Genomic DNA, 24,297 nt, shown 5'->3' on the forward strand with positions numbered 1-24,297 from the left:
TCGGCCACTACTCGCCCACCGCCTCGGCGCCGAGGGTGAACAGCCGGGCCAGATCGTCGTCACCCAGCTCGGTGATCCAGTTCTCGCCGACCCCCACCGCCAGATCGGCGAGTTCACTCTTCCCGGTGATCATCTCGTCGATCCGTTCCTCGATGGTGTCGACGCAGACCAGTTTGCGCACCTGCACGGCACGCTGCTGCCCGATCCGGAAAGCGCGGTCGGTGGCCTGGTTCTCCACCGCCGGATTCCACCAGCGGTCCAGGTGCACCACATGATTGGCGGCGGTCAGGTTCAGTCCGGTCCCGCCGGCCTTGAGCGAGAGCAGCATGATCGGCGGTCCCCCGGCCTCCTGGAACGCGGCGACCATCGTATCGCGGCGCTTCTTGGTGACACCGCCGTGCAGGAACGGGATCTCGCTGCCGAACCGTTCGACCAGATAAGGCGCGATGAGCTCGCCGAATTCCCGGAACTGGGTGAAAAGCAGCGCCTTCTCCCCCTCCGCCAGGACCGCGTCGAGGACGTCCTCGACCAGCGCGAGTTTGCCGGAGCGGTGCGCTCCGCGCCGCAATACCGCTGAGGAATCGCCGAGGAAATGGGCCGGATGATTGCAGACCTGCTTCAACCGGGTGAGCGCGCCGAGCACCGCGCCCTTGCGCGCCATTCCCTTGGCGTCACGCAGTTTTTCGAGCATGTCCTGCACGACCGCCTGATACAGCGCCGCCTGCTCGACGGTGAGATTCGCCCGGACCGTCATCTCGAGTTTGTCCGGCAGGTCGCTGATGACGGTGGGGTCGGTCTTCACCCGGCGCAGCAGGAACGGGGAGGTCACCGTACGCAGCCGGGCCACCGCGTTCTCGTCGTTCTCGCGTTCGATCGGCACCGCGAAACGGGCGCGGAAACTCTGCGGACTGCCCAGCAATCGCGGTACTGCGAAATCGAAGATCGAGCGGAGTTCCTCGAGGCGGTTCTCCACCGGAGTGCCGGTGAGTGCCAGCCGATGCCGCGCGGGCAGCGCGCGGGCGGCGCGCGCCTGCCGGGTCGCCGCGTTCTTGATGTGCTGGGCCTCGTCGAGCACCACCCGCTCCCACTGCTGCCGGGACAGGTCGGCGATATCGCGAGCGAGCAACGCGTAGGTGGTGACCACCAGATCGGCTCCGGCCACCGCCGCGTCCAGGTCGCGCCCCTGTGCCCGCCCGGTGCCGTGATGCACGAGCACCCGCAGATCCGGGGTGAACCGTTCGGCTTCGCGCTGCCAGTTGCCGACCACCGACATCGGGCAGACCAGCACTGTCGGGCCGGGCGCGGTGTCCCGCTCGCGTTCGTGCAGCAACAAAGCCAGCACCTGCACCGTCTTACCCAGCCCCATATCGTCGGCGAGGACGGCGCCGCAGCCGAGCCGGTTCATGGTGGCGAGCCAGGACAGACCTCGTTCCTGGTAGGGCCGCAACTGGGCTTTCAGCCGGCCGGGCACGGTCACCGGATCCACCGGGCGCTCAGGATCGAAGAGCGCGGCGGGCCAGCCGGTCGCCGTGACCTCGGTGAGCGGCACCCCACCGGCCCGGTTCTCGCTGATCTCGCCGATCAGATCGGACAGGGTGATCTCGTTGTCGCCGTGATGCATCGCCACGAATTTCGCGGCGGCGGCGAGCGCGGTGTGATCGGCCTGAACCCATTCCCCCCGCAGCCGGACCAGATCGGACTGGGCGGTGACGAGCCGCTGCATATCGTCCGGGGACAGCACGGTATCGCCGAGAGCGAGTTCCCAGCGGTAGCCGACCAGGCCGTCCAGCCCGACCGTGCTCTCGGCGGCGGGTACCGCGGCGCCCTCGACCCGGAGCCGCAGGCTGGGCTCGGCGATGTTCCAGGCCCGCGGCAGCAACAGCGGAATACCCGCGGCCGACAGCGCCTGCGCCCCGTGGGCGACCAGATCGGCCACCACCTCGGTGGGCAGCAACAGATCGAGACTGTGCGGGTCGCCGGGGACATCGCGCAGCCGGGGATAGGCGCGCTGCGCCCGGCCCAGCCATTCCAGGCCGGTCCGGACCTCATCGGTCCGACCGGGGACCGGTACGGTCCGCGGTGCCGTCCCGTCCGCCCGCAGGCAGACCTCGAGCCGCCACAGCGCGGACGCGTCCGGGGCGTCGGCGAACTCTCCTTCGGGTTCGCACAGCCGCAAGACCAGACCGGTTTCCTCGGCGGCCCGGGTATCGCGCCATTGCCGCAGCACCTCCGCGGCCTGATGACTCCCGGTCTCCACCGGTACATCGGTCCGCAGACCGTGCACCAGCGGATGCGGATGCGGATCCGCGGCGATCAGTTCCCGGACCATCGGGTCGGTGAGCTCGGTGACCATATCCTCGAGCACGTCGGCGGCCGGACCGGCCACCCGCAACGCCGGGGGCAGTAGGGCGGCGAGTTCGGCGAGCCAGGCCCGCTGCCCCGCGCCGCCGGACAGCGTCCAGCGCGCCCACCATTCACCGTCCTCGCGTCGCAGCTCCGGGACCACCATCCCGGCCCGCACCCAGCGTTCGAGGCCCTGGGCGATATGCCCCAGGAACCGCAGATCCCCGGCCACGGCGCCGGCCGGTAACCGCTGCCGCAGGGCGGCGGCGGCGGGTCCCGGTGCGAGCGCGTGCGCGCGTACGGTCTCCCGCCGGGTGCCCGCGTCGTCGGCCACGAGCACTTCGGCCCGGTGCCGGAACCTCGATTCGCCCACCACCGACCCGAGCAGACCGGGTACCGGCTCGGCCGCGTCGCCGGTACGCGGGGCACGCCACAGCAGCAGCCCGGAACCGGGCGACCACAGTCCGTGCAACATGGCCCCCATCAAATCAGCCGGGTGCGACAGGCCGCGGCAGGGTCCCCCACCCGGGCCCGCCGGTGGGCGCGATACGAGACCGGCTCACCCACCGTTGTGTCTGGATTTATCCCCCGCGACGGCACATACTGGGAAATATCCGCTGGTCATCGCTGATATCCATACCCGCCGAGCGCAGCCCCGCCGGGCACATGGCGCTGCCTCCGGCGGCCGGGCGCGGCCCCCGGCGAATCCCGGCCCGCGAGCAGCGGTCCCATCACACAGCGGCGTCTCGGCACCGTGGTGCCATCGAAAAGCGGAGGGCAGCAGTATGACGATCCTGCTCCAGGTTCTCGAGCAGAGCTACACGCCGACCACCCCGTGGGAGCGGCGCAAGTTCACCTTCGTGAATGCCGACAAGATCGTCGGTATGCGGCTGGACGGGCAGTGCGGGGTCTGGCTGGATCTGTCCCGGCCCGGGGAATCGCAGCGGCTGGCCCATACCGCGATGCCCGAGGAGGCGGTCACCTTTCTGCTCACGGCCTTCGCCAAGATCGCCGAATGCACCGACAGCGGCGGATCCTGGGTGATCGGCCACGACGGGGTGCATATCGATTCCCTGGTCGCCACTCGTTTCCCGCCCCGCAGCAACCGGGTCGACAACGATGAACTGCTGGCCCGCGCCTGGCTGTAGATCCGCCCGCATCGCCGGAAGCTGTCGGAGCGGTCCGGTATACCGGTAGCCGTGATGACACGGGGGATGATTCACGCGCTCGCCGCTCTGTGTGCGGCCTTTCTACTGCTGGCCACCGGGGCGGGCTGCGCCGTCACCGGGCAGCGGCCCGCGCCGGGGAGCCCCGGGCGGGTTCAGCTCGAGGAGTTGCTCGCCGCGGTCCGGGTGATCGCGGACCGTCCGCATCCGGGCGGATACGAGCGCGGTTGCGGCGCGGGGCAGGGTTGCGTCTTCGGGCCGGCCTGGTCCGACGACCACGACGGTCCGGGCGGCCGGGACGGCTGCGATACCCGCAACAATGTGCTGGCCCGCCAGCTCACCGGCGTCGGGTACCGGCCCGGCAGCGGGCGATGTGTCGTACAGTCCGGCACACTCGCCGACCCGTACACGGGGACCCTGCTCGTATTCAGCAAGGAGACCGCCCGGCGGATACCGATCGACCATATCTATCCGCTGGCCGCCGCCTGGGATCTCGGCGCGGCCCGATGGCCGGCGGCGCAGCGTATCCGCTTCGCCAACGATATCGATTACAACCTGCAGGCCACCGATGATGCGGCGAATACCGACAAGAGCGACAGCACCCCCGGGGACTGGTTGCCACCGGCTCGATCCGGCCACTGCTACTACGCGGGCCGCTACCTCACGGTCGCGCTGCGCTACGGGCTCCCGGTGACCACGGCCGATCACGCGGCACTACGCCGCATCGCCGGTGGTTGTGGATGAGTTCGCCGGCGATAGCCGGCGGCCGCCGCCGGATCATCCGGCGTGCGCACCCGTCGCGACCGGCCGTTTCGGATCATGTGCCCACTGCGACCAGGACCCCGGATACAGCGCGGCCTGTACGCCCACCACCGCGAGCGCGGCGATCGCGTGTGCGGCCGTGACCCCCGATCCGCAGTACACCGCGACCGGGGCCGCGCCGATCTCCCCGAACCGTTCACGCAGCAGTTCGGCGGGCAGGAAGTAGCCGTCCGGGTCGAGATTCTCGCTGGTCGGCGCACTGATCGCCCCCGGTATATGCCCGGCGCGCGGATCGAACTGCTCCTGCTCGCCGCGGTACCCCTCGGCCGCGCGCGCGTCCAGCAGCACGCCCTGCCACCGGGCGACGGCGTCCGCGTCGATCACCGGCAACCGGCCGGGTTCGCATTCGATATCGCCCGGCGCCGGATCGGGCTCCACACCGGCGGCCAGCTCGCCGCCGGCTCGGATCCAGGCAGGTAGCCCGCCGTCCAGGATCCGGACATCGGCGATCCCGGCCCAGCGCAGCAGCCACCACGCGCGGGCCGCGGACATACCGCCGATCGCGTCGTAGACGACCACCGGATCGCCCGTGCACAGACCCCAGCTGCGGGCGCATCGCTGCAACTGGCTCGGCTTCGGCAGCGGATGTCGGCCGTGGGCCGGTGAGGGCAGGGCGGCGAGTTCGGTATCGAGATCGACGAACACCGCGCCGGGAATATGACCGTCCTGATAATGCTGCGGTCCGTCGGGATCGCCCAGTTGCCAGCGCACATCGAGCAGGCGCAGATTCTTCTCTGTTGATTCCCGGAGATCTTCAGCCGAGATCAATACCGCGTTCAACGCAGCTCCTCGTCCAAGCGTCTGGAACAGATTGCGTCACCGTACGCGGGGACAGTCGGCGAAGTCCATGCGTACACGGATATCGGCGGTCGATTTCGCGGTATCAGATACGGGCGAGCAGGGTGAGCGGGTCCTCGAGCAGCCCGGCGACCGATGCCAGGAAACGCGCCGCGGCTTCGCCGTCGATCATCCGGTGGTCGAAGCTCAGGGTCAGTGTGGCCACCGAGCGAATCGCCAGCTCGTCACGGAAGACCCAGGGGCGTTTCACCACCGCACCCAGACAGAGAATTGCCGCCTCACCGGGATTGACCAGCGGCATACCGGATTCCACACCGAAGACACCCACATTGGAGATGGTGAACGTGCCACCACGGAGATCGGCCGGGCCCGACCGGCCGTCCCGGGCGGTCCGGGCCAGCCACCCGATCTCCCGGCACAGTTCGCGCAGGCTCAGGGTCTGCGCCTCCTTGATATTCGGCACCAACAGCCCGCGCGGGGTGGCCACCGCGATACCCAGGTTGACGTAGTGCCGGGTGACGATCTCCGCATTCGCCTCGTCCCAGAATGTATTCAGGACAGGATATTCGGCCAGTGCGGCGAGCACCGATTTCGCCACCAGCGCAAGCGGGGTGGGGGTGATTCCCTCGAACGCCCGGGTGGCCCGGAGATGTTCCAGGAGTTCGAGCGAGGCGGTGACATCGACGGTGATCGAAGTGGCGGCCTGCGGGATCGTCCGCGCGCTGAGCACCATGGCAGCGGCGGTCCGCTTCCGGACCCCCGCGATGGGTGTGCGTTCCTCGCGGGCGGCCCCGGCGGCCGGCTCGGCTGCCGCCCCGTCTCCGGGCCGGCTCTCCCGGGTATCCGGCTCCGAAACCGGTACCGCACCACGGACATCCGCTACGGTGACCGCGCCGTCCGGCCCCGACCCGGCCACATGCCAGAGGTCGATACCCAATTCCCGGGCCAGCTTCCGTGCGCCCGGCGTCGCGGCGACCCGCTGCGATTCCGCCGCCGCGCGGCCCGGTTCGCCGCCGCGTTCCGCGGGTCGGTCCACCGGCTGCCGCACCGACTCGTTCGACCCGCCGACGATGACCCCGTCCTCGTACGACATCCCGTTACCCGCGGTCGATTCGGTGGGCGGCGCCGTCGCGCCGCCGGGATGCTGCCGGCCACGACGGCGGGTGACCCGCTCCTCCGAGGGCCCGTACCCGACGAGTACCGAGCGGCGGCCGCCGGATCTCGGTTCCGCTGCGGCCGTGCGGATCCGGATCAGCGGCGCGCCCACCTCCACGGTCGCCCCGGGTTCGGCGAGCAGTTCCACCACCGTGCCCGCGAACGGAGACGGCAGTGCGACAACCGCTTTGGCGGTTTCGACCTCGGCGATGGTCTGGTTGAGCGCGACCTCGTCGCCCACCGCCACCGTCCAGTTCTGGAATTCGGCATCGGTGAGCCCTTCGCCGAGATCGGGGAGACAGAACTCCAGGATCTCGCCGGTCGCTGCGGCACGATCTTCGTCGGCGCGGGCGTCTTCGTCCACGGTTTCGGGCACCTCCGGCTGGCGTCAGGGTGGGATCACGCTTCAGGCGGCAAGCGTTCGATCGACCGCCTCCAGGATCCGATCCGGGTCGGGCAGATGATGCTTCTCGAGCTTAGCCGGAGGGTAGGGGATATCGAACCCGGCGACCCGCAGTACCGGCGCCTCGAGCCGGTAGAAACACCGTTCGGTGATCCGGGTGGCGATCTCGGCACCGATACCGCCGGTGCGCTGGGCTTCGTGGACCACGATCAGCCGGCCCGTCCGCTCCACCGATGCCGCCACGGTGTCCACGTCCAGTGGTGCCAGACTCCGCAGATCCACCACCTCCAGCGAGATCCCCTCCTCGGCACCCGTCTTCGCCGCGGCCAGTGCGGTGGCGACGGTGCCGCCGTAGGCGACCACGGTGGCATCGGTACCGCGAACGCACACCCGGGCCCGGTCCAGCGGTAGGTCCGGTTCGGCCGCCGGATCGAATTCGGCCTTGTCCCAGTACCGGCGTTTGGGTTCGAAGAAGATCACCGGATCGTCGAGCGCGATGGCTTGGCGGATCATGGTGAAGGCGTCGGCCGGATTGCTCGGCGCCACCACCCGCAGACCGGCCGTATGGGCGAAATACGCCTCGGGTGATTCGGAGTGATGTTCCACCGAGCCGATACCGCCGCCGAACGGGATCCGGATGGTCAGCGGCGCCCGTACCGCGCCCCGGGTGCGGTAGTGGATCTTGGCGACCTGGGAGACGATCTGGTCGAAGGCCGGATAGACGAATCCGTCGAACTGGATCTCGCATACCGGGCGGTAGCCGCGCAGCGCCATCCCGAAGGCGGTGCCGATGATGCCCGATTCGGCCAGCGGGGTGTCGATGACCCGGCGCTCGCCGAAATCCTTCTGCAGCGCGTCGGTGACCCGGAAGACGCCGCCGAGCCGGCCGATGTCCTCACCCATCAGCACCACTTTCGGATCGTCCTCCAGTGCGGTGCGCAGCCCTGCGTTGAGTGCCGCGGCGAAGGTGGTGATCATGAGCGGACTCCTTCCTCGCGCGCGGTCGGCGCGACGGTGGCGAGTGCGGCGGCCGGGTCGTCGGCCAGATACGCGGCATACTCGGCGCGCTGTTCGTCCAGACCCCGGTGTGGAGTCGCGTAGACGTGGGCGAACAGTTCCGACGGCTCGGGGTCGGCCATCGTGAGGGTTTCGGTGCGCATCAGGTGCGCCACCTCGTCGGCCCGTTCGTCCACTCGCTGCCGGAACTCGTCGTCGAGCAGTCCTTCCCGTTCCAGCAGCAGTCGCATCCGCAGGATCGGATCCCGCCGGGCCCATTCCTCGGTTTCGGCGGCGGTGCGGTAGCGGGTGGGGTCGTCGGCGGTCGTATGCGGGCCCATTCGGTAGGTGACAGCCTCGATGAACGAGGGCCCACCGCCGCTGCGGGCGCGTGCCGCGGCCTGCCGGGTGACGGCCAGCACGGCCAGTACGTCGTTCCCGTCCACTCGGGCCGCGGGGATTCCGTATCCGATCGCGCGACGCGCGATCGGGGTGGCGCTCTGCAACTGGACGGGCTCGCTGATAGCCCAGTGGTTGTTCGTGCAGAAGAACACCACGGGCGCGCTCCAGCTCGCGGCGAAGGTCAGCGCTTCGGCGATATCGCCCTGGCTGGTGGCACCGTCGCCGAAATAGGCGACTGTCGCGATCTCGGCGCCGTCGAGGTGGGCGGCGTAGGCGTAACCGGTGGCGTGCAATCCCTGGGCTCCGACGACGATCGCCGGGTTTGCCATATTGGCGATCGCCGGATCCCCCGAGGAGTGCGAGACGCCCCGCCACATCGCGGCCATCGCACTGGGCCGCACCCCCCGGCAGTAGGCGACGGCACTTTCGCGGTAGCTACCGAAGACATAGTCGTCGGGACGCAGCGCGTGGGCCGAGCCCACCTGGGCGGCTTCCTGCCCCTGGTACGGCGCCCAGAGCCCGAGCTGCCCCTGCCGGGCCAGCGCGACGGCCTCGGTGTCGATCCGCCGGGTGACCACCAGGTCTTCGTAGAGCTGCCGGAGTTCGCCGGGTCCGATATCGGCGACCAGGGCCTGATATTCGGGGTGGTGCACCCGAGCGCCGTCGGGCTGGATCAACTGCACCGGATACTCGGTTGTGCCGGGCATCTGCATCGCCTCCTCACGCGGGTCACGCGCTGATGTGGCCTGTACCACATAGCATCCACGATTAAGCGATATGCGCAAGTGCCTATTCGGAAACTGATCAGAATGCACGGTTTCGAACCGACCGATGCTGTCATACTGCGTCATATGACCAGTCCGGAGAAAACCGAAGCAGTAGCCGACGCCACCGACGCCCGACTGCTCTTGGAACTCATCGCCAACCCCCGGGCCACCGGTGTCGAACTGGCCGCCCGGCTCGGCCTGTCCCGCAACACCGTGCAGGCGCGGCTCACCCGCTGGGAGGCCACCGGCGTGCTGGGCAGTTTCGAACGCCGGGTCGAACCGCGCGCCCTCGGCTACCGCCTGTCCGCCTTCGTCGCGGTGGTCGTGGACCAGCACCGACTGGAGGCGGTGGTCGATGAATTGGCCGAGATACCGGAAGTGACCGAGGTGTGCGGGATGACCGGACCCACCGACCTGACCGTCCGGGTGGTGGCGCGCGATGCCGACGATCTGTACCGGATCACCGGGCAGATCCTCAAGATTCCGGGGGTTGTCCGCACGAATATGGCCCTGGTGATGCAGGAATCGGTGGGGCCACGGACCGCTCCACTACTGCGCCGCCTGGCCGAGTCGTATCGGCCGTCGGGCAATCCCCGCCCGCCGGCCGATACGGGTCGAACCGCCGCGGATACGCCACCCGGCCGGGGGCCGGACACCGGCCCGGAAGTCGATTAAGCGACATATAAAGGTGAATGTCGCAAAGAACGGCTAAGGTGCCAGCATGGAGCTCTCAGGCACAGTATCGGACACCTACTCCGGCCGGACCGCCATCGTCACCGGCGGCGGATCCGGAATCGGCGAAGCGCTGGCCCGGCGGCTGGCCGACCACGGCGCGAAGGTCGTAGTGGCCGATCTCGATCCGGCCGGCGCACAGCGAGTGGCCGGCGAGATCGGCCCGGCCGCGGTCTCCGCCGCCGGCGATGCCGCCGATCCCGAGGTGATCCAGCGGCTGATCGATACCGCGGAATCCGCCTTCGGTCCGGTCGACCTGTACTTCGCCAATGCCGGTATCGGCGGCGGCGCCGGACTCGACAGCACCGACGCCCAGTGGGCGGCGGCACTGGAGATCAACACCATGGCCCATGTGCGCGCCGCCCGGCTGCTGGTCCCGGGCTGGCTGGCGCGCGGGACCGGCTGGTTCGTGAGCACCGCATCGGCGGCCGGGCTGCTCACCCAGCTCGGGTCGGCGCCGTACGCCGTCTCCAAACACGCCGCGGTCGGGTTCGCCGAATGGCTGTCGGTCACCTACGGCGACAAAGGCGTTCGCGTCAGCTGTGTATGCCCCATGGGCGTCGACACCGCGCTGCTGCGCGAGGGGATGATCCCGCCGGACAACGAGGAAGCCGGGCGGCTGGCGATCAACGCCGTGAAGTCCGCGGGCGCCGTGCTCACTCCGGAGGAGGTCGCCGATACCGTACTCGCCGGGGTGGCCGGCGGACAGTTCCTGATCCTGCCGCACCCCGAGGTCCTGACGATGTTCCAGCACAAGGGGTCGGACTACGACCGCTGGATCCGCGGTATGCGCCGCTTCCAGCACGCGCTGGAAAACCCCGGCTCTCCGCAGTGACCGGACGCGGCCGCGCGCGGGACCGGTACCGTTGTCCCGCAACGGGTTCGGCCACGCGCCGCCGCTCCACCGGATACGATCGCGCCGTCGAAGGCAGGTAGCGGCGCGACCCCCACGAGCGGCGAGAGATGCGCACCGGTCTCCCGAAATACCGGGTTACCATAACCCGGTGAATGGGTCCGTTGAGGTGGACACCGCAGCGCGGATTCTCGATTCCGTGGTCGAGATCATCGAATCCGACGGTTACGACGCGGTGCAGTTGCGTACTGTCGCGAAACAGGCCCGGGTATCGCTCACCACCATCTACGGCCTGCACAGCAGCCGCGACGAACTGATAGTGGCGGCGGTGGAGGCGTGGATGGCCAGCCACTCCTACGTCGAGCTGGCCTCCCATCCGCAGTCCGAACCACTCGCCGACGGGTTGATGCGGCTGATCCGGCGAGTGTTCGAGCCCTGGGAGCAGAGTCCGCGGATGGCCCAGGCGTTCTTCCGTGCCCGCGCCACCCCGAGCGGACACCGGCTGGACCGCCAGGGATTCGAGGCGGTCCTGCCCGCGGCCGCCCACCTGTTGGGCGGCCTGGACCGTGATTACGTCACCGATATCGCGCTGGTCATGATCAATCTGTGCTATGCGATGGTCGGCCGGCTGGTCGACGGAACGGCCGACGTACCCACCATCCTGACATCCCTGGACCGGGTGATGCACCGGCTGACCAGCGACAACACCCGGCTGGCCGAACAGAGACCGGCCACGGGCGATCGATCGGCCGCGCCGACGCTGGATTTCTCCCTTTTCTCCCTGTTCGGCCCCGGTGTCGGAAGCCCCGCCGACGGACACGAAGCGAACCGGGCCGGCGGCCGGCGTAGCCACTAGACCACGGACAACCGGCGCCGGACCCCGGAAAATCGGCTAGTGCTGCCCGTGTGCCGTCCAGAGCACCTCGGCGACCGGCTGCCCATGGTGCGCGATGCCGACCGCGTCCAGGGCCGCACGCTTGAAAGCCTGCCCGGCCAGGCTCACACGATGGGGTGTGACCACGGCGAATCCCGCGCCGATCTCGATATCCGGGCCCCGGCCCCAGAGGTAGCTCTGCTGCGCCGTCCGCTCACGCCGCACCCGGAAGATTTCGCGCACCCGCGCGTCGGCCAGGTAGATATCCGTGGCGGCGGCCAGTACATCCAGATCATCGGCCCATTCCGCATCGGCGGGCACATCCACCCGAGCCGACGCTTTCGCGCCCAGGATCTCCAGCGCTCGCGTATCCCCGGGATCCGCCGTCAGCACGATGGTTTCGCAACCCGCGGTGGTCCGATCGAATATCCAACCGCCCAGGGAGTTCACGACCTCTGCCACTGTGGACGCCACCACCGCACCACGGTTGCGCATCGGCCGGCCCCCAGGATGGCCGGCCACCCGGCCGGCTTCACTTCCGAGATCGCCGGAAACAGCGAATTGCACTGCCATAACTGACTTTCCGTTCTATCGAACTACACCGCCGACGACCGCGGCGCCGCGTACACGCGGAGGCCACGGATACGCAACGGGATCCATCTCGCACGGCGAACCGGAACCCGGGGGCCGGACGCACCGGCCCGGGAAGTGCGGGCGGCCGGATCGGCCGCTCGCCGTGCCGACACCCACCGCGGCCGGAGCGGCAAGGCCGCCCGACCCGGTACGCGACGACCGCGCGGGCACCGACGATCACATGCACAGGTACCGCCCTTCCGTGCGACCGAGGAGATACCCCGGCCACCATGCCGCGCTGAATTCGACGCTGTGATCAGCACTCGGCGGCACCGACAGTAACACGGTTATCGCCTGTTCATGAGTGAATTCGATGGTTCTCGACGGTCGGCCCGCCGGAGCCGCGGGAGCGTCGCCGGGGTTGCGGAACTTCCGCGCGCAACCGGCGTGGGACCGCCGCACCCGCTTCGGGACTTCCCGGGCGCGGCCGTAGATCGGCGCGTTCCGCGATCTAGGCTTCCGTTTCGGTGACCAGCGCCGCGGCCGCCTCACGGATCACCTCGGGGATCTCCACCGGTTTCCGTGTCTCGGAATCCACGTAGACGTGCACGAAGGTCCCGGTCGCCGCCAGTTCCAGCTCGCTACCGGCCTCTCGGAAGATCGCGAGGTCGTAGGTGATGCTGGACCGGCCGAGCCGGGCGATCCGCAGACCCACCCGCAGCAGGTCGGGGAAACTCAGCGAAGCGTGGAAACGGCACGAGGTCTCGGCCACGATCCCGATGGCGGGCAGATCCCGGATATCGGTGCCCGTGGCGTCGATGAGCCACGCGTTGACGGCCGTATCGAAGTAGGCGTAGTAGGTCACGTTGTTCACATGGCCGTAGTGGTCGTTGTCGGCCCATCGGGTGGGCACCGGCCAGAGCACCGGATACTGCTGGGTCACCCGGCCGACGATACCGGGGTCAGCCGGCGGCGGGCACCGCGGCGGCCGCGGCGCCGAGCCGGTGATCACGGGGGCTCACCCCGAACTGTCGTTTGAAGGCGGTGCTCAACGCGAAAGCGCTGCCGTACCCGACCCGGCGGGCGATGGACTCCACCGTGTCCTCGCTGCCCTGTAACAGGTCGGCGGCCAGATCCAACCGCCATTCGGTGAGGAAGGACATCGGCGGTTCGCCGACCAGTTCGGTGAACCGCCTGGCCAGCGCCGCCCGCGAAACCCCCACCTCGCGAGCCAGGTCGGCAACCGTCCAGCCGTGCGCGGGATTGTGCTGGAGCAGCCGCAGCGCCTTGCCGACCAGCGGATCACTGTAGGCGTGGTACCACGGCGGGGCCTCGTTTCCGGCGAACCAGGTGCGCAGGGTCGCGATCAGCAGCAGGTCCAGCAACCGGTCCAGTACCGCACTCTGCGCGGGCTGGTCCTTGACCGTTTCCTCCACCAGCAGACTCAGCACCCGATCGTCGGAACGGCCACGGGGCACCACCAGCGTCCGGGGCAGCGCGCGCAGCAGACGCCGGCTCACCGCTCCCGCCTGCTCATAGGAACCCGTGACCAGTACCGTTTCCCCATCGGGGTCGTTACCCCACTGCCGCACTCCGAGACTCATCGTCTCGCAGAGCACCTCGCCGTCGACCGTGGTGGTGACCTGGCCGGGATTGATCAGGATCTGTGGCTCGGTGGCGGGGTCGTCGGCGACGGTATACGGACTCGGGCCCCGGAACACCGCCACATCACCGGCACCGAGCCGGTGGCGGCCGCCGTCCTCGGCCAGGATCCACGCATGGCCCCGGATCACGGCCGCGACGGTCAGCGGGGATTCATCCTGGATGCGTAGCGACCACGGCGGGCTCAGCAGCGACCGCAACACGAACGCGCCCCGCGCCCTCGGGCCCTCCAGCAGTGCCGCCAATGCATCCACTCCGCCAACGATAGCGGCGCCCTCTCTCTGGGAATACCCGTGACGACGGCATACCCGGCCAGGCGTACCGGGCCTGCCCGCGCACGGCGGATCTCCGCGCGGAGCCCGGGCGGGAGCAGCGGGCGGAACAGACCGTCGCGGCCGGCGCCACCGCACACCGACCGGCCCGACCCGGCCCAGGCGAGCGTCCAGACCGTCAGCGCGAGAAGCGCGATCAGATAGGCGTAACCACCGAATCGCCCCACCGCCACGAGCCGGTCCGCGCGCGAACTGTGCACGGACAGACCCGGACAGCCGGTCCGCAGCGTCATCCAGGGGAATTGATATTCCGGGTTGTCCCCCATGTCGGGCAGAGTGAGGGCGCTGGTCAGGAGCAGGATATCGGCGATCAGGAGTAACGGGTACGCCTCGGCCGGCGCAACGAACCCGAAGAGCACGAGCGGGCCGGTGAGCAGGATCGGGACGATACCGAGGGTCAGCATCGCGAAGATCAAGAACCAACCGGCCGCGAGGAATCGGGTACCGATCGCCAGCACCGCAACCCCACACTGCACAAGCCCCATCGACACCGTCCGCTCCTCCCGCCGCTCAGGTGATGCCCACAAGGTAACGGCAGGCACCGACAACCGTGGCGGGCCGGCGCGTGCTACAGATACATCCCGGTGTCCGGCGCCGCGTCGTGGACCGCGATGCTGCCGGTTCCATCGCGCAGTGCGACCAGTTCGGCGAGCGTCGCGCCCGCCGCCGGCGCGGACCCGCCCCGGTCACCCAGCCAGCGACGCGCCTCGGCGGCGGACAACCGGCCGATCTCCAACTGCGCGAGGCAACGGCCGGGCCGGGTCACCGCGGGGTGCAACCGGGAGAGATCCTCGTTCGTGCTGATCGCGACCAGGACGTCGCGACCCTGCCCCAGCATGCCGTCGGTGAGATTGAGCAGCCGGGAAAGCCCCTGCCCCGACGAGGACTTCGCCTCACTGTGGATCAGTTCGTCGCAGTCCTCGAGGATCAGCAGCCGCCAGCGGTCGGCCTCCTCGTCCTCCCCTTCGGCGCCCATGGCGGCCCGCATCAGATAACCGGGTTTGGCGAACAGCATCTCCGGATCGAGAACACAATCGGCCTGGCACCAGTCCGACCATGCGCGCGCCAGGGCTCGCAACGCGGTCGTCTTACCGGTGCCGGGCGGACCGTGCAGCAGCAGCAACCGGCCGCGGATATCGTCCGGGCGCAAGGCCATGAGCCGGTCCAGCGCGGTGGCCACCGGATCGCTGTAGTTGTCCCGGATCTCCGTCCACTCCGGAGTGGTGACGGCCAGCGCGCGCCGATGCGCCCCGTGCTCACCCTGGTGCCAGAAGCCCATCTTGACCGTCGCCCGCTCGTCACCGACCGGTTCTTCGGCATCGCGGACCGATTCGGTCACCACACGTTCGGCGAGCTCGTCGCTGACCGCGGTGACCTCTACCTGAGCAGATCGGTCCGGCCAGCGGTCGGCCCGCAGCGTCCAGCCGTCACCGAGCACCAGGATCGACCGCGAATCGGAATCGACCACCGAACGCGCGATCCGCGATCCGGCGGGACGCAGTTCCGCTTCCGGGCGGATCCGGTCCAGCCGGCGTTTCCGGTAATAGGGCTGTGTCCCACGGCCGAAGAACCCCAGCGTGAGCATGTCCAGCAGATCGCGGGCGGTGGAGTAGGAATCGAGTACGGCGTTCCACGCCAGCAGTTCGGCGGGATCCGCGGCGGGGGTGTCGGGACCGATCAGGCGCAATGGTTCGTGGTGTTCCAGCATTGCCGACAATCATCGACCCGGGCCCGGGCAGCGTCCACCTGTTTTTCACCACGGCACCCGCCGCGCCGAGACCCTGGGCAGTGAGCGTCGATTCGACCAGCGAAACGGTCTCGATCCCCTGCCCGGTCGCCTCCTCGATGATTCCGCTCAACCCGAACAGGAATCCCAGCCGGGCCCGGAACAACCAGATCGGCGACCGGACGAACCAGCGGACTGCAACAGTTTCGCTCCGGGACTCGCCATCGACCGACGGTACAACAGCAGCACGGCCCGGGCGCGGTCGTCGACCGCGGAACCCGGGACCGTGCTGCTCCCGTGACTACAGCGCTTTCAACTCCTCGGTCACCGCGCCGACGGATTTCTTCGCGTCGCCGAACAGCATCGAGGTGTGGTCGGAGTAGAACAGCGGATTGTCGATACCGGCGAAACCGCTGTTCATCGAACGCTTCAGTACGATCACCGATTTGGCCTGGTCGACATTGAGGACCGGCATCCCGTAGATCGGGCTGGCGGAATCCTCGCGGGCCGCCGGGTTGGTGACGTCGTTGGCGCCGATGACCAGGGCGACATCGGTACGGCCGAATTCGCCGTTGATATCGTCCATTTCCTTCATGGCGTCGTAGGACACCTCGGCCTCGGCCAGCAGGACGTTCATATGACCGGGCATCCGGCCCGCGACCGGATGGATCGCGTACTTGACCTCGACGCCCTTGGCCTCGAGCAGTCCCGCCATTTCCTTGACCGCGTGCTGCGCCTGAGCGACGGCCATACCGTAGCCGGGCACCACGATCACCTGGTTGGCATAGGCCATCTGGATCGCGGCGTCGGCCGCCGAGGTGGCCTTGGCCTGCTTCTGTTCGCCGCCACCGGAACCGGCGACCGCACCGCCGCCGCCACCGAAACCGCCTGCCACGATCGCCGGGATGGACCGGTTCATGGCCTTGGCCATCAGGTTGGTCAGGATGGTGCCGGACGCGCCGACGATCATGCCGGCCACGATCATGGCGGTGTTGTTCAGCGCCAGACCGGCCGCCGCCGCCGACAGCCCGGTGAGCGCGTTGAGCAGCGAGATCACCACCGGCATGTCCGCGCCACCGATGGGCAGCACCACCATCAGCCCCAGCACCCCGGCGGCCACGAGCAGACCGACCATCCACAGCTGCGAGACACCGCCGTCGGCGGCACCGAGCCCGATGACCACCGCGGCCGCGACCGCGATCACCAGCAGCAGCAGGTTCACCACCTGCTGCAATTTGCCGAGGCCGATCGGGCGGCCGGGCAGGATCTCCTGCAGTTTGCCGAACGCGATCAGCGAACCCCAGAAGGAGATCGAGCCGATGATCGCGGCGAACAACGAGCCGACGATGATGTGCACCGTCGGTTCCTCGCCGTGCTGGAAGGCCGAGAAGCCGGTGGTATCGATGAATTCGGCCCAGGCGATGAGGGCGACCGTACCGCCGCCGACACCGTTGAACGCCGCCACCAGCTGGGGCATCGCGGTCATCTTGGTGTAGCGCGCCGGTGGAACACCCAGCGCCACACCGACGATCAGGCCCGCCACGATCAGGATCCAGTTGGTGCTGTCCCGCACCGCGATCAGCGTGGCGACCACCGCGATCGCCATACCGGCCGCCGCGATCCAGTTGCCCCGGACCGCGGTCTTCGGACCGGTCAGCCCCATCAGACCGTAGATGAACAGGGCGAAGGACAGGATGTAGAGAATATCGACCAGATTGTCCATGGGTCACTTACCTGCCTTCTCGGCACCCGCGGCGGGCTTCTTGCCCTTGAACATGCCCAGCATCCGGTCGGTGACCACGAAACCACCGATCACGTTGAGCGTTCCGAAGACCACGGCCACGAACAGAATGGCCTGCACCCCGATCGAGGGATCCTCGACCCGCCCGAGGGTGACCAGCGCACCGAGCACCACGATGCCGTGGATGGCGTTGGTGCCCGACATGAGCGGGGTGTGCAGAGTATTGGGGACCTTGGAGATCACGGCGAAACCCACGAATCCGGACAGCACCAGAATCGCGATATTCGCCAGCAGCTCGGTGTACATCACTGCGCCTTCGTTGTCGGTTCGGCGTCACGGGTGACGCAGGAATCGGCCAGCACCTGGTCGGCGAAGTCCGGTTTCAGTTCGCCGTCGGCGAGCATCAGTTCCAGCAGCGCGGCGATGTTCTTCGAGTACAGCTCACTGGCGTGCTCGGGCATCGTGGCCGGCAGGTTCAGCGGCGAGCAGATCGTGACATCGTGCTTGACCGCGGTCTGCCCGGGCTCGGTGAGTTCGCAGTTGCCGCCGGTCTCGCCGGCGAGATCCACGATGACGCTGCCCGGTTTCATCCCGGCCACCGCGGCGGCGGTCACCAATCGCGGTGCCGGACGGCCGGGAACCAGCGCGGTCGTGATCACCACGTCGAAACCCTTGATGGCGTCCTCGAGTGCCTGCTGCTGCTTGTCCTTCTCCTCATCGGTGAGTTCGCGGGCGTAACCGCCCTCACCGGCGGCGTCGATACCGAGATCGAGCCACTGGGCGCCCACCGAACGCACCTGGTCGGCGACCTCGGGACGTACGTCGTAGCCGGTGGTGCGGCCGCCGAGGCGTTTCGCGGTGGCCAGCGCCTGCAACCCGGCCACGCCGACACCGAGTACCAGCACGGTCGCCGGTTTCACGGTTCCGGCCGCGGTGGTGAGCATCGGGAAGAAACGGGTCGATTCCGACGCCGCCAGCAGTACAGCCTTGTACCCGGCCACGTTGGCCTGCGAGGACAGTGCGTCCATCACCTGGGCGCGCGAGATCCGCGGAATGGACTCCACCGCGAACGCCTGCACACCGGCCTTCTGCAGCGCGTCGATCTGGTTGTCGGCGTTGCGCGGGGCGAGGAATCCGATGAGCGTCTGTCCCGAGGACAGTTTGCCCACTTCGGCATCGCTGGGCGGGGCCACCTTGACGACCACATCGGCCGACCACGGATCCCCGATCCTGGCACCGGCTTCCTCGTAGGCGGTATCGGGAATGAGCGCGCCCGCTCCGGCTCCGGCTTCGACCACCACTTCCACGCCCTGCTTCAGCAGGGTGGGGATGATCTTCGGAACCAAGGCGACCCGCCGCTCGCCCGCGGCGGATTCGCGAACGACACCGACACGCGCCCCGCGCGACGACGAATCGCCTACGGCCTGCGTTGTCTCCACTAGTCTGCTTCCCTCTCCTGCTATTCGGCCGCCGATCAACGGCGCGGGCGGAGGTGTCCTGGGACACCACCGCCCGAAATCCTGGCAACCGTACATCGGCCGAAGTGAGATTAGCTGAGATGCCCGTCACATTCCGCAGCGGCGTGCGGTTGTCTTCGCATCGGTAAATCCTGATCACGGGCCATATCCGCAGAAGCGTGCCCGAGAGTTTGAAAAGTTTGCCAAGCCGATCGGCGGACAGCGGGACCGATTCGCCCTTACGCCGTAGAGTGCGGCAGGTGAGCGACTGCGTTTTCTGCCGGATCGTGGCCGGCGCCGCGCCGGCCCACCGGGTCTACGAGGACGACACCGTGACCGCGTTCCTCGATATCCGGCCGATCACCCGCGGGCACACCCTGGTGATCCCGAAACGGCATGCCACCGACCTGTCCGAACTCGACGCCGAGACCGGAGCCGAGTTGTTCCGCGTCGGCCACCGGATCGCCAGGGCCGTACAGGGTCCCGGGTTCGCCGCCGACGGCGCGAACCTGTTGATCAACGACGGCAGAGCCGCGTTCCAGACGGTCGCGCACGTCCACCTGCACGTGATTCCCCGCAGCCACGGCGACAAATTCCGGTTGGCGACCGGCCTCGTCCTGCGCCGCTCGCACGAACCGGAGCGCGTCGCCGCCGCACTGCGCGCGGATCTGGCCGCCCTGGAACCGGAGACCGGAGCCGGGGGCGACCCCGCCGCCTGACCGGCAGCGTCCGCCCGGTTTCCGACCGGTGCACGGAGGACACTGCCGATCGATGCGAGGCCCCGGCCTGCACTGCGGCTCCACAGATCGCCTGTACCACCTCGAAGGAGGACCCGATGACCGACACTCCCGACCGGACCGAGCTCACCACGCTGTTGTCCGAACAGCTCGCCGCCCTCGCCGCCCTGGTCGACGATCTCGACGAGGACCGCTGGCGCACCCCGTCACCGTTGCCGGGGTGGACCGTCTTCGACGTAGTGAGCCATGTGATCGGCACCGAATCGCTGCTGCTCGGCGACAAACCCCCGGCTCGTGATCCGCAGGCCCCCGAAATCGATGTGAAGACTCTGCCGCACGTCCGCAACGATATCGGCGCGCTCAACGAGATCTGGGTCCAACGCTTGCGGCCGCGGCCGGGCACCGAACTGCTCGACCTGTACCGCGAGGTGACCGACCGCCGCCGCGCGGCACTAGCCGCCATGGACGATGCGGCATGGACCGCACCGTCCCCCTCACCCATCGGCGAGGTCCCCTACGCGCGGTTCATGCGGGTGCGGTTGTTCGACTGCTGGATGCACGAACTCGATATCGCCGACGCCCTCGGCAGCGAGGTGGACGAGGGCGGCGCCCGGGGTGAACTCGCCTTCGCCGAATTCGCGTATTCGCTACCCCGGGTGGTCGCGAAACGTGGAAAAGCACCGGCGGGTTCGCTGATCTCCCTGGAGCTCACCGGACCACTCGCCCGCACGCTGTATATCGAGGTCGCCGATCGGGCCGGCTATGTGGACACACCGGCCGGGGAACCCACCGTGACCCTCGGGCTGGACTCCGGTCTGCTGGTCCGGCTCGGCGGCGGCCGGGTGGACGCCGAAGCGGCGCTGGCCCGGATCACCTTCCGCGGTGACGCGGAACTGGGCCGCCGGGTGGTTCGCAATCTCGCGTTCACCATCTGAGATGCGATTGTTCCTGGCGAGCTACCGATTCGGCGCGCACTACGATGCATTCACCGCACTGGCCGGAAAACCGGGTCCGATCGCGGTGATCGCCAACGCCTGTGATGCCTGGGGCCGGGCGCGTGCGGCCGCCCTGACCAGCGAACTGATACCGCTGCGGAAACTCGGTTTCCGACCCGAAGAGGTCGACCTGCGCGAATATGCCGGGCGCACTGCCGAATTGAGCCGTCGGTTGGCGCAGTTCCCTGCGGTCTGGGTGCGCGGTGGGAACACCTTCGTGCTGCGTGCCCAATTCGCGCGCAGTGGCGCCGACCGGATCATCCCGGAGCTGCTGGCCGCGGACACACTGCTCTACGCGGGTTACAGCGCGGGTGCCTGTGTGCTGAGCCCGGACCTGACCGGCCTGGAGACCGCCGACGATCCGGCGGAGGTGCTGCCGGCCTGCGGGATCGAACCGATCTGGGACGGCCTCGGCGTGATCGACCGCCCGATAGTCCCGCATCTGGGTTCGCCCACCGATCCCGAGGGCGCCGGGGACGAGTTCGCCGCCCGCCTGCGCGCGGCCGGCACCCCGCATTGGCCGCTCACCGACAGTGATGTGGTGGTCCGCGACCGTAGCGGAACCCACTTGTACACAGGCTGATCCGGCACCGGGCCGGCTCCCGGCGCAACCGCCGAACCGATCGGGCCGGTTCAGTTTCGCCGGAATACCACCCAGCGCATGGCCGAGTACATGTACCCCGCCTCGCAGGCCCCGGCCAGTAGGCGGGACAGGTGGTACTGCACACCGAGCGCGGCCAGGCCGGCCCCGACGCCCAGGACGAAGACCAGGTAGTTGATCAGTACGACGAAAACGTAGACCACCGCCTGCCTACCGGCCGGCGCGTGGGAGCGGAAGTTCAGCCGCCGGTTCAGGTAGAACGCCAGCGCGAAGGCGCAGATGTAGCCCACCGATACCGACAGCCAGCCCGGCAGGCCGAATCCGCTGCGCATGGCGGTGAGGATGAGCAGATCGACGCCGAAGGTGAAGCCGTTGATCAGCGCGAAGCCGAGGAACGTGGGGGCGACGATCCGGCTGAGCCCCCACGGTAGGCGCGCGACCAGCTTCGCGCACCATCGGGCGAACCGGATCTCCCCCATATCAGCGTTCGTCACCAGATCCTGCACGGCGCCAGCCTCGCAGGATCAGGTGACCGGCAGATGAGCGTCCGGCAAACCCACAGTTCGGGCGCGGCTTCCGGGCTACCCCGCCTTGTTCGGATCTCAACTAATTGCCGATACAGCAAATTTATTTGCCAGTTTCCTCGATGAACCGGATAGTCGGCGACGAGGAGGTGGTCACGGTGACCGAGCAACTGGAGAACGACTACGACGTGGTGGTGGCCGGCGGCGGCGCGGCCGGGCTGAACGGGGCACTCATGCTGGCCCGCTCGCGGCGCACGGTGGTGGTGATCGACGCGGGACGACAACGCAACGCGCCCGCCGACGCTGTGCACGGGCTACTGGCCCGCGACGGGATAGCGCCGGCGGAACTACTGGAAACCGGCCGTGCCGAGGTGCGCCGCTACGGCGGGCACGTGGTGTCCGGCGAGATCACCGCCGCGGCCCGCGACGGGGCAGGTTTCGTGATCACTCTGGCCGACGGACGAACGGTCCGGGCCCGGCGGCTGCTGGTGACCACCGGACTGACCGACGAACTCCCCGATATCCCCGGCCTGCGGGAACGCTGGGGCCGCGATGTGGTGCACTGCCCGTACTGCCACGGCTGGGAGGTACGCGACCGGGCGATCGCGGTGCTGAGTCGCGGGCCGATATCCATGCATCAGGTGCAGTTGTTCCGGCAATTGAGCGATGACGTCGTGTACTTCACCCACGACCAGCCCGACCCCACCCCGGAAGCCGCCGAACGCCTCGCCGCCCGCGGTGTGCGGGTGGTACCGGGCAAGATCACCGGGATCGAGATCACCGACGACCGGATCACCGGGATCCGACTCGCGGACGGCACCGTGATCGCCCGCGAGGTCGTCGCCGTCGGCACCCATATGGTGGCCAGGTCCGGATTCCTGGACGGTCTCGGGCTGACCGCGGTCGACCACCCCGCCGGGTTCGGCCGCTACCTCACCACCGACGCCACCGGCCGCACCGAGGTGCCGGGGGTCTGGGCCGCGGGCAATGTCACCGATGTGGCCGCCCAGGTCGGGGCGGCCGCCGCCGCGGGCGCGACGGCCGGAGCGCAGATCAATGCCGATCTGGTGGAAGCCGAATTCGAGCACGCCGTCGCCGTGCGACGGGCCGGTTTCGGCACCGCCGGGGAGGCCGAGCTCGCGGAGTCGGTGAACGCTTCGCGCGGGCACGGCCTGTGACATCGCGGGGTCCCGTCCGCGCGGACGGGACCCCGCCCCGGCCCCGGAACGGTTAGCGTTGGGGCGTGGACCTGCGTGAACTGATCGACCGCCTCCCCGCCGGCGCGGTACTCACCGACCCCGATGTCCTCGCCGGATACCGGCAGGACTGGGCCAAGGACCCGGCGGCGGGCACACCTGTGGCCGTGGTCCGCGCGAACACGACCGCGGACGTGTCCGCCACGCTGCGCTGGGCCGACGAACACCGGGTCCCGGTGGTGCCACGCGGCGCGGGCTCCGGACTCTCCGGCGGGGCGACGGCGGTGGACGGCGGGATCGTGCTGAGCACCGAGCGGATGCGCGAGATCAGCGTCGACCCGGTCACCCGGACCGCCGTTGTCGGCCCCGGGTTGCTCAATGCCGAGGTCAAACGAACGGTCGCCGAGCACGGCCTGTGGTATCCACCGGATCCCTCGTCGTTCGAGATCTGCTCGATCGGTGGTAACGCCGCCACCAACGCCGGTGGACTGTGCTGCGTGAAATACGGCGTGACCACCGACTATGTGCTCGGGATGGAAGTCGTACTGGCCGACGGCACGGCGGTCCGGCTGGGCGGTCCCCGGCTGAAGGATTCGGCCGGACTGTCGCTCACCAAGATGTTCGTCGGCAGTGAGGGCACACTCGGCATCATCACCGAAGTCACCCTGCGCCTGCTCCCCGCCCAGCCGGCGCAGAGCACCGTGGTCGCCTCGTTCGCGACACTCACCGCCGCCACCGAGGCGATCCTCGCCGTCACCGGCGCATTGCGCCCGGCCATGCTCGAATTCATGGACACCGTCGCCATCAACGCGGTGGAGGACGAACTACGAATGGGCCTGGATCGTGGCGCCGCCGCGCTGCTGGTCGCCCGGTCCGACGCACCCGGCGACCATGCTGCCCAGGAGGCCCGCGTCATACTGGAAGCCTGCCGGGCCGCCGGGGCCACCGAGGCGTTCCACACCGCCGACGCGGACGAGGGCGAGGCGTTCACCGCGGCCCGCCGCTACGCGATCCCCGCCGTCGAACGGCTCGGCCCGCTCCTGCTCGAGGATGTGGGGGTACCGCTGCCCCGCCTGGGCGATCTGGTCACCGGTATCGCCGAGATCGCCGAGCGGAACAAGGTCACCGTCTCGGTGATCGCGCATGCCGGGGACGGCAACACCCATCCACTCATCGTGCACGATCCGGCCGATCCCGACGAGACCGAACGCGCGCACCGCGCGTTCGGCGAGATCATGGATCTGGCGATCGCGCTCGGTGGCACCATCACCGGCGAACACGGTGTGGGCCGTCTCAAGAAGGCCTGGCTGCCGGATCAGCTGGGACCCGAGGTGATGGACCTGACCAGGCGGATCAAACATGCTCTGGACCCGCACGGCATCCTCAACCCCGGCGCCGTCCTCTGATACCGGAACAAACCACCCCCGGCCCGGGGTTCCATC

At 69.0% G+C, this 24,297-nt stretch carries 23 protein-coding genes and 1 pseudogene; 10 read left to right on the forward strand and 14 right to left on the reverse strand.

Annotated features, from left to right (window positions below; genetic code table 11):
* Nucleotides 1-7: 7 nt before the first annotated feature.
* Nucleotides 8-2,818, reverse strand: coding sequence for a DEAD/DEAH box helicase (locus ACWCPQ_RS17795; RefSeq protein WP_449899992.1), 2,811 nt, complete (start codon nt 2,816-2,818; stop codon nt 8-10).
* A 310-nt stretch (nt 2,819-3,128) separates the two neighbouring features.
* Between ACWCPQ_RS17795 and ACWCPQ_RS17800 the strand changes: the two genes are divergently transcribed.
* Both ACWCPQ_RS17800 and ACWCPQ_RS17805 read left to right on the forward strand, forming a co-directional pair.
* Nucleotides 3,129-3,491, forward strand: coding sequence for a hypothetical protein (locus ACWCPQ_RS17800; RefSeq protein WP_449899994.1), 363 nt, complete (start codon nt 3,129-3,131; stop codon nt 3,489-3,491).
* Nucleotides 3,492-3,545: 54 nt separating this feature from the next.
* Complete coding sequence (locus tag ACWCPQ_RS17805; protein ID WP_449899996.1) at nt 3,546-4,253, forward strand: HNH endonuclease family protein; 708 nt, start codon at nt 3,546-3,548, stop codon at nt 4,251-4,253.
* A 33-nt stretch (nt 4,254-4,286) separates the two neighbouring features.
* Here ACWCPQ_RS17805 and ACWCPQ_RS17810 read toward each other — a convergent pair whose 3' ends face one another.
* The 4 genes from ACWCPQ_RS17810 to pdhA form a co-directional block, all read right to left on the reverse strand.
* Complete coding sequence (locus ACWCPQ_RS17810; protein WP_449899998.1) at nt 4,287-5,111, reverse strand: sulfurtransferase; 825 nt, start codon at nt 5,109-5,111, stop codon at nt 4,287-4,289.
* Between the two features lie 103 nt (nt 5,112-5,214).
* Nucleotides 5,215-6,648, reverse strand: coding sequence for a dihydrolipoamide acetyltransferase family protein (locus tag ACWCPQ_RS17815; protein ID WP_449900001.1), 1,434 nt, complete (start codon nt 6,646-6,648; stop codon nt 5,215-5,217).
* Between the two features lie 42 nt (nt 6,649-6,690).
* Complete coding sequence (locus ACWCPQ_RS17820; protein WP_449900004.1) at nt 6,691-7,665, reverse strand: alpha-ketoacid dehydrogenase subunit beta; 975 nt, start codon at nt 7,663-7,665, stop codon at nt 6,691-6,693.
* On the reverse strand, nt 7,662-8,792 hold the full coding sequence (gene pdhA, locus ACWCPQ_RS17825; protein ID WP_449900006.1) for a pyruvate dehydrogenase (acetyl-transferring) E1 component subunit alpha: 1,131 nt from the start codon (nt 8,790-8,792) through the stop codon (nt 7,662-7,664). Before pdhA ends, ACWCPQ_RS17820 begins: the two co-directional genes overlap by 4 nt.
* Nucleotides 8,793-8,936: 144 nt before the next feature.
* On the opposite strand from pdhA, the pseudogene ACWCPQ_RS17830 reads away from it, so the two are divergent.
* From ACWCPQ_RS17830 to ACWCPQ_RS17840, 3 genes and pseudogenes are all read left to right on the forward strand, one after another.
* Nucleotides 8,937-9,422 (forward strand): annotated as a pseudogene (locus ACWCPQ_RS17830) (Lrp/AsnC family transcriptional regulator); the annotation flags it as partial.
* 151 nt (nt 9,423-9,573) lie between these two features.
* The gene (locus ACWCPQ_RS17835; RefSeq protein WP_449900008.1) at nt 9,574-10,419 is read left to right on the forward strand and encodes an SDR family oxidoreductase; all 846 of its coding nucleotides are present in this window, start codon (nt 9,574-9,576) and stop codon (nt 10,417-10,419) included.
* Between the two features lie 169 nt (nt 10,420-10,588).
* On the forward strand, nt 10,589-11,293 hold the full coding sequence (locus tag ACWCPQ_RS17840; protein WP_449900010.1) for a TetR family transcriptional regulator: 705 nt from the start codon (nt 10,589-10,591) through the stop codon (nt 11,291-11,293).
* A gap of 36 nt (nt 11,294-11,329) precedes the next feature.
* On the opposite strand, the gene ACWCPQ_RS17845 is transcribed toward ACWCPQ_RS17840, so the two are convergent.
* The 8 genes from ACWCPQ_RS17845 to ACWCPQ_RS17880 form a co-directional block, all read right to left on the reverse strand.
* Nucleotides 11,330-11,884, reverse strand: a complete 555-nt coding sequence (locus ACWCPQ_RS17845) for a hypothetical protein (RefSeq protein WP_449900012.1) — start codon at nt 11,882-11,884, stop codon at nt 11,330-11,332.
* A gap of 511 nt (nt 11,885-12,395) precedes the next feature.
* Nucleotides 12,396-12,827 carry an acyl-CoA thioesterase gene (locus tag ACWCPQ_RS17850; protein ID WP_449900014.1) on the reverse strand — a complete coding sequence of 144 codons (432 nt, stop codon included), beginning with the start codon at nt 12,825-12,827 and terminating at the stop codon, nt 12,396-12,398.
* A 19-nt stretch (nt 12,828-12,846) separates the two neighbouring features.
* Nucleotides 12,847-13,800, reverse strand: coding sequence for an AraC family transcriptional regulator (locus ACWCPQ_RS17855; protein ID WP_449900016.1), 954 nt, complete (start codon nt 13,798-13,800; stop codon nt 12,847-12,849).
* Nucleotides 13,731-14,369, reverse strand: coding sequence for a hypothetical protein (locus tag ACWCPQ_RS17860; protein ID WP_449900018.1), 639 nt, complete (start codon nt 14,367-14,369; stop codon nt 13,731-13,733). Before ACWCPQ_RS17860 ends, ACWCPQ_RS17855 begins: the two co-directional genes overlap by 70 nt.
* A gap of 77 nt (nt 14,370-14,446) precedes the next feature.
* A complete protein-coding gene (locus tag ACWCPQ_RS17865) occupies nt 14,447-15,586 on the reverse strand; it encodes a DUF5925 domain-containing protein (RefSeq protein WP_449900021.1) in 1,140 nt (379 codons plus the stop codon).
* 319 nt (nt 15,587-15,905) lie between these two features.
* Nucleotides 15,906-17,327, reverse strand: a complete 1,422-nt coding sequence (locus ACWCPQ_RS17870; protein ID WP_449900023.1) for an NAD(P)(+) transhydrogenase (Re/Si-specific) subunit beta — start codon at nt 17,325-17,327, stop codon at nt 15,906-15,908.
* Between the two features lie 3 nt (nt 17,328-17,330).
* A complete protein-coding gene (locus tag ACWCPQ_RS17875) occupies nt 17,331-17,651 on the reverse strand; it encodes an NAD(P) transhydrogenase subunit alpha (RefSeq protein ID WP_327148238.1) in 321 nt (106 codons plus the stop codon).
* Nucleotides 17,651-18,784, reverse strand: coding sequence for a Re/Si-specific NAD(P)(+) transhydrogenase subunit alpha (locus ACWCPQ_RS17880; RefSeq protein ID WP_449900026.1), 1,134 nt, complete (start codon nt 18,782-18,784; stop codon nt 17,651-17,653). Before ACWCPQ_RS17880 ends, ACWCPQ_RS17875 begins: the two co-directional genes overlap by 1 nt.
* A gap of 278 nt (nt 18,785-19,062) precedes the next feature.
* On the opposite strand from ACWCPQ_RS17880, the gene ACWCPQ_RS17885 reads away from it, so the two are divergent.
* The 3 genes from ACWCPQ_RS17885 to ACWCPQ_RS17895 all read left to right on the forward strand — a co-directional run bounded on the left by ACWCPQ_RS17885 (nt 19,063) and on the right by ACWCPQ_RS17895 (nt 21,117).
* Nucleotides 19,063-19,521, forward strand: a complete 459-nt coding sequence (locus ACWCPQ_RS17885) for an HIT family protein (protein ID WP_449900029.1) — start codon at nt 19,063-19,065, stop codon at nt 19,519-19,521.
* Nucleotides 19,522-19,637: 116 nt separating this feature from the next.
* The gene (locus tag ACWCPQ_RS17890) at nt 19,638-20,474 is read left to right on the forward strand and encodes a maleylpyruvate isomerase family mycothiol-dependent enzyme (RefSeq protein WP_449900031.1); all 837 of its coding nucleotides are present in this window, start codon (nt 19,638-19,640) and stop codon (nt 20,472-20,474) included.
* Between the two features lies 1 nt (nt 20,475).
* A complete protein-coding gene (locus ACWCPQ_RS17895) occupies nt 20,476-21,117 on the forward strand; it encodes a Type 1 glutamine amidotransferase-like domain-containing protein (protein ID WP_449900033.1) in 642 nt (213 codons plus the stop codon).
* Between the two features lie 50 nt (nt 21,118-21,167).
* Here ACWCPQ_RS17895 and ACWCPQ_RS17900 read toward each other — a convergent pair whose 3' ends face one another.
* Nucleotides 21,168-21,614: a GtrA family protein gene (locus ACWCPQ_RS17900; RefSeq protein WP_449900249.1), complete on the reverse strand. Its 447-nt coding sequence runs from the start codon at nt 21,612-21,614 to the stop codon at nt 21,168-21,170.
* Between the two features lie 167 nt (nt 21,615-21,781).
* On the opposite strand from ACWCPQ_RS17900, the gene ACWCPQ_RS17905 reads away from it, so the two are divergent.
* Nucleotides 21,782-22,837: an NAD(P)/FAD-dependent oxidoreductase gene (locus tag ACWCPQ_RS17905; RefSeq protein WP_449900035.1), complete on the forward strand. Its 1,056-nt coding sequence runs from the start codon at nt 21,782-21,784 to the stop codon at nt 22,835-22,837.
* Between the two features lie 65 nt (nt 22,838-22,902).
* Nucleotides 22,903-24,261: an FAD-binding oxidoreductase gene (locus tag ACWCPQ_RS17910; RefSeq protein WP_449900037.1), complete on the forward strand. Its 1,359-nt coding sequence runs from the start codon at nt 22,903-22,905 to the stop codon at nt 24,259-24,261.
* Nucleotides 24,262-24,297: the final 36 nt, after the last annotated feature.

Source organism: Nocardia sp. NPDC001965, assembly GCF_053594175.1.